This window comes from Pseudomonas sp. EA_65y_Pfl1_P113, from assembly GCF_963970525.1.
GTDB lineage: Bacteria > Pseudomonadota > Gammaproteobacteria > Pseudomonadales > Pseudomonadaceae > Aquipseudomonas > Aquipseudomonas tritici.
In genome coordinates, this window is the sequence record NZ_CAXAQM010000072.1 from 1 (window position 1) to 3,433 (window position 3,433).

A 3,433-nucleotide genomic window follows, 5' to 3' on the forward strand; every position below is an offset into this window, starting at 1 on the left:
CTTGATCATTTTTACGACTTGCAGCTTGAAGCTGTCGTCGAATGTCCTGCGTTTGCCAGTCATGAAAAACTCCTCGATAGATGCATTCTCCACCTATCGAGGTGTCCGGGGAAATTAGACCACTACATTGCAGCGCGACACGGCGCATACCAGCTCTGACGGTGGTGGTTTCCACAGTGCCAAAAAGGCCCCCACACCTGGCTTAGATGCGGGAGCCTTTTGAACATAAGCGGCGTCATTGGTAACGCAATTACTCCCGGCTGGCCCTTCCGATCAGCTTGATCAGCGTGGCCTTTTTGGTTTCCGACTTTTCATAGCGAGCCAGCTCAACCAGATACTCCTGCGCTGCATCGCCCCCGGCCTCGGCGAGTGCCGCATAGATCGCACTGCGTTGACGGTCGGTCGTCGCGCGCTCGGAGCACTCAATCAAATACGCCACACCTACGTTGCCTTCATTTGCCATGCTGACTCCTCGTGTTGCGGGAAATGACCTGCAAAAGCAAGCCCCGGTCAGCAAAGGATAAGCGTAAAGCTCCTAGAGCAGATAGGAGGGTGGAACTATCGCTCGTGATAGGCACCGTGGTACGAAAGTGGTACAGGTTTTTTGAGTGGGGCCGGAGGGTGCGAATTATAAGGTCTGTAGGTTTAGTCCAATCCATCACCGAAAAGGCTGATGTTTTTCGCTCATGACCGGCAGCAGTCGACCCATTGCGACCATCCGCAGGAGCCACCAGAATCGGGGGACTACTGGTGGTGAGGTGACGCATGGTGAGGATTGAAGTATCAGAAGAAGCCGACTGGACGCTTTTCGAGGACGTGGCCCGGGTTCTTGAGCAAGGGCTGGGAGGTTGCTGGAAAGAGAGGCTCGATGGTCAAGACCAGCGCTACTGGGATCTGTTGGTAGATGAACACACGCTCACCCTGCACCTTGAACACTATTTAGGCATTTCAGTGGACATTCCCGATGGCGCAGATGACATCGCTCGAAGAGTATGTGCGTTGCTCAAGCAGCCTCTTTGCGGGTAAGCCCGCTCCAACAAAGATGACATCTGATCTAGACGGCAGCAGTGGGTCGATTTCTGCCTGTAGCCACCGTCAGCTTTTGGCCGATTTCTGCCTGTCGCGAAGGGCTACAGTCGACCCAAAGGGGCTACCGAAGCCCTATCCTGTGCCAGAGGACACTTCAATTGGGGTTGCATGATCCATCGGTCCCCAGCTGTGGCATATTCTAGAGTTTAGCCAAGTGGTCGAAAACGAGAATTTGGAGATCAGATGAGCAAGTTTGGTTGCATATGTGGGCATGTGATTGTCGATCAGCCTGACTCGTTGCCCTACAAAGCTGGTTTGCTTCGCGACCAGAAGGAGGAGACTTTTTGGGATGGGTTTCTTGGCAAGATTAAAGATTTCCTCGTGGCCGCTGAGCCGAGAGATATCGCAGCGCTAATCGCTAGTGCGGGCGGGGAGCCGGCACCTCAGACTAAAGCTGCTGACAATTTGGTCGACCAACTAGGTAGCATCCAGGTCCGCGAATTTTCGACCGTTTACGAGTGCGAAGGTTGTGGCCGTCTTTGGCTGGAAAAGTATGCAGGTGCCGACTTTATTTCATATCTCCCTGAAGGGGGTGAATACAACGCTATCCTGTCGATAGCTGCTGGAGAAAGCGACAAGCGTAGTGGATGAGCGGCCGCTTTTGGCCCAGAGTGTGTAAAAACGCGCTGGTGCACTGTCGGCGTGCAGCGCTGACGGCTGTTAGCTGAGTAATTGCTCACAACAAGTTCTGCGGATCATCACGAGGGCCTGGGAGCCCCTAGCACCACGTCTACCTTGCTGGGTGGCCAAAATACAGACTTCTTCAGGCCGACAGCGCCTTCATTAAACCGCTGGTACCGAGAATTTTAATGACTCGTTTCAAGTTGTAGGCGAGGACGTTCAAGCTCATCTCCGCACTTACTCCGTTCAGCTTTCGTGTCAGGAAATGTGTGGCGCCCATCCATTGTTTGAGTGTCCCGAAGGGATGCTCGACCGTACGCTTGCGGACTCGCATCATCTCCGGCGCGTTGCTCAGCCTGTTCTGCATTTCCTCCAGTACAGCTTCATGCTCCCAGCGTCGAACCCGCCGTTCCGTACTCGGTGTGCACTGCGGTTTCATTGCGCAGCCTCTACATTTCGAACTCCAGTAACGGTGTAACGTCAGGCCTTTTTCAATGGTGGTATAGCGCCAGATCAGTGCTTCTCCAGCCGGGCAAATGTATTCGTTTTTTACCGCGTCATAGATGAAGGCATCGTTATTGAAACGCCCGTCCGCTCTGGCCCCAGAGGTCATCGGCTTGGGCACATAGGCAGTGATGCCTGCATCGTGACAAGCCAGGATCTCTTCGCTTTTGAAGTAACCTCGATCAGCCACTACCGACAACGTTTCTGACGCCATAGCCTCGCGGGCCTGCTTGGCCATTGAGCTGAGTTGATCGCGGTCGGAACCGACGTTAGTCACCTCATGGGCAACGATCAAATGGTGCTGGGTATCCACCGCTGTCTGCACGTTGTAACCGACGATTCCAGTGCCGCGCGTCATCATGGAACGGGCGTCTGGATCGGTCAGTGAGACCTGTTTATCAGGTGATTCGTTGAGCTGAGTTTCAATGACGTGCAACTCTTTCATCTGAGCTTTGAGCTTGTCGATTTTCTCTTGCAGACGAGCAGCCTTGGGCTGAGCGACCGAGGGTTCTTGTTGATCGGTTTCGTCGAGCGCAATCAGGTACCGATTGATACTCGATTCAATTTCTTCCATCCGCCGTTTCAGTTTCAGCTTGGCGCTGGTGAAATTGCGGTCGCGGTTATTGACGGCCTTGAATTTACTGCCGTCGATGGCGACCAGATTTTCTCCAAACAATCCCAACTGCTGACACAGCATAACGAACTGGCGGCAGACGCCTCGGATGGCCTTGCTGTTTTCTTTTCGGAAGTTGGCAATGGTCTTGAAGTCCGGAATCAAACGCCCGGTCAGCCACATCAATTCGACGTTACGCTGGGCTTCTCGCTCCAGGCGCCGGCTCGACTGAATTCGGTTGAGATAGCCGTAGATGTAGATCTTTAGCAGGATCGCAGGGTGATAACCAGGTCGGCCTGTATCAGCAGGAATAGCGCTATCAAACCCCAAATTGACTAAGTCGAGTTCGTCGACAAAGACGTCGACTACGCGCACCGGATTGGTATCACTGACGTAGTCGTCAAGGCTTTCGGGAAGCAGTGCGCATTCCACGCCATCCGGCCACCCAGCCCACCAACATCCGGCCACCTGTTCCACGGTCATCCGGCCAGGCAGTCGGAGCGCAGCGACGCAGGTTTGCATTGTTAGTCTGAAGTCTCTGTCGCCGTCAATTTCGTTGCGCGCCTGCGCATCGATTCGCCCTTCAGTTCGATCCGATAAGCGTTG

4 protein-coding genes and 1 pseudogene are annotated in these 3,433 nt (G+C 54.0%); 2 read left to right on the plus strand and 3 right to left on the minus strand.

Features of this window, described 5'->3' with window-relative positions; all coding sequences use genetic code 11:
• Window positions 1–250 precede the first annotated feature (250 nt).
• The gene (locus tag AACY52_RS28210; protein ID WP_339561059.1) at window positions 251–463 is read right to left on the minus strand and encodes a hypothetical protein; all 213 of its coding nucleotides are present in this window, start codon (window positions 461–463) and stop codon (window positions 251–253) included.
• Between the two features lie 302 nt (window positions 464–765).
• On the opposite strand from AACY52_RS28210, the gene AACY52_RS28215 reads away from it, so the two are divergent.
• Window positions 766–1,026 carry a DUF3630 family protein gene (locus AACY52_RS28215; RefSeq protein ID WP_034103363.1) on the plus strand — a complete coding sequence of 87 codons (261 nt, stop codon included), beginning with the start codon at window positions 766–768 and terminating at the stop codon, window positions 1,024–1,026.
• Between the two features lie 246 nt (window positions 1,027–1,272).
• Window positions 1,273–1,680 carry a hypothetical protein gene (locus AACY52_RS28220; protein ID WP_339561060.1) on the plus strand — a complete coding sequence of 136 codons (408 nt, stop codon included), beginning with the start codon at window positions 1,273–1,275 and terminating at the stop codon, window positions 1,678–1,680.
• A 172-nt stretch (window positions 1,681–1,852) separates the two neighbouring features.
• Here the strand turns inward: AACY52_RS28220 and AACY52_RS28225 are convergent, their stop codons facing one another.
• Together AACY52_RS28225 and AACY52_RS28230 are read right to left on the minus strand one after the other, a co-directional pair.
• Window positions 1,853–3,310 (minus strand): IS1182 family transposase, encoded by a 1,458-nt coding sequence (locus AACY52_RS28225; protein ID WP_339561061.1) that lies wholly within the window; start codon window positions 3,308–3,310, stop codon window positions 1,853–1,855.
• Window positions 3,311–3,351: 41 nt separating this feature from the next.
• Window positions 3,352–3,433 (minus strand): annotated as a pseudogene (locus AACY52_RS28230) (AAA family ATPase); the annotation flags it as partial.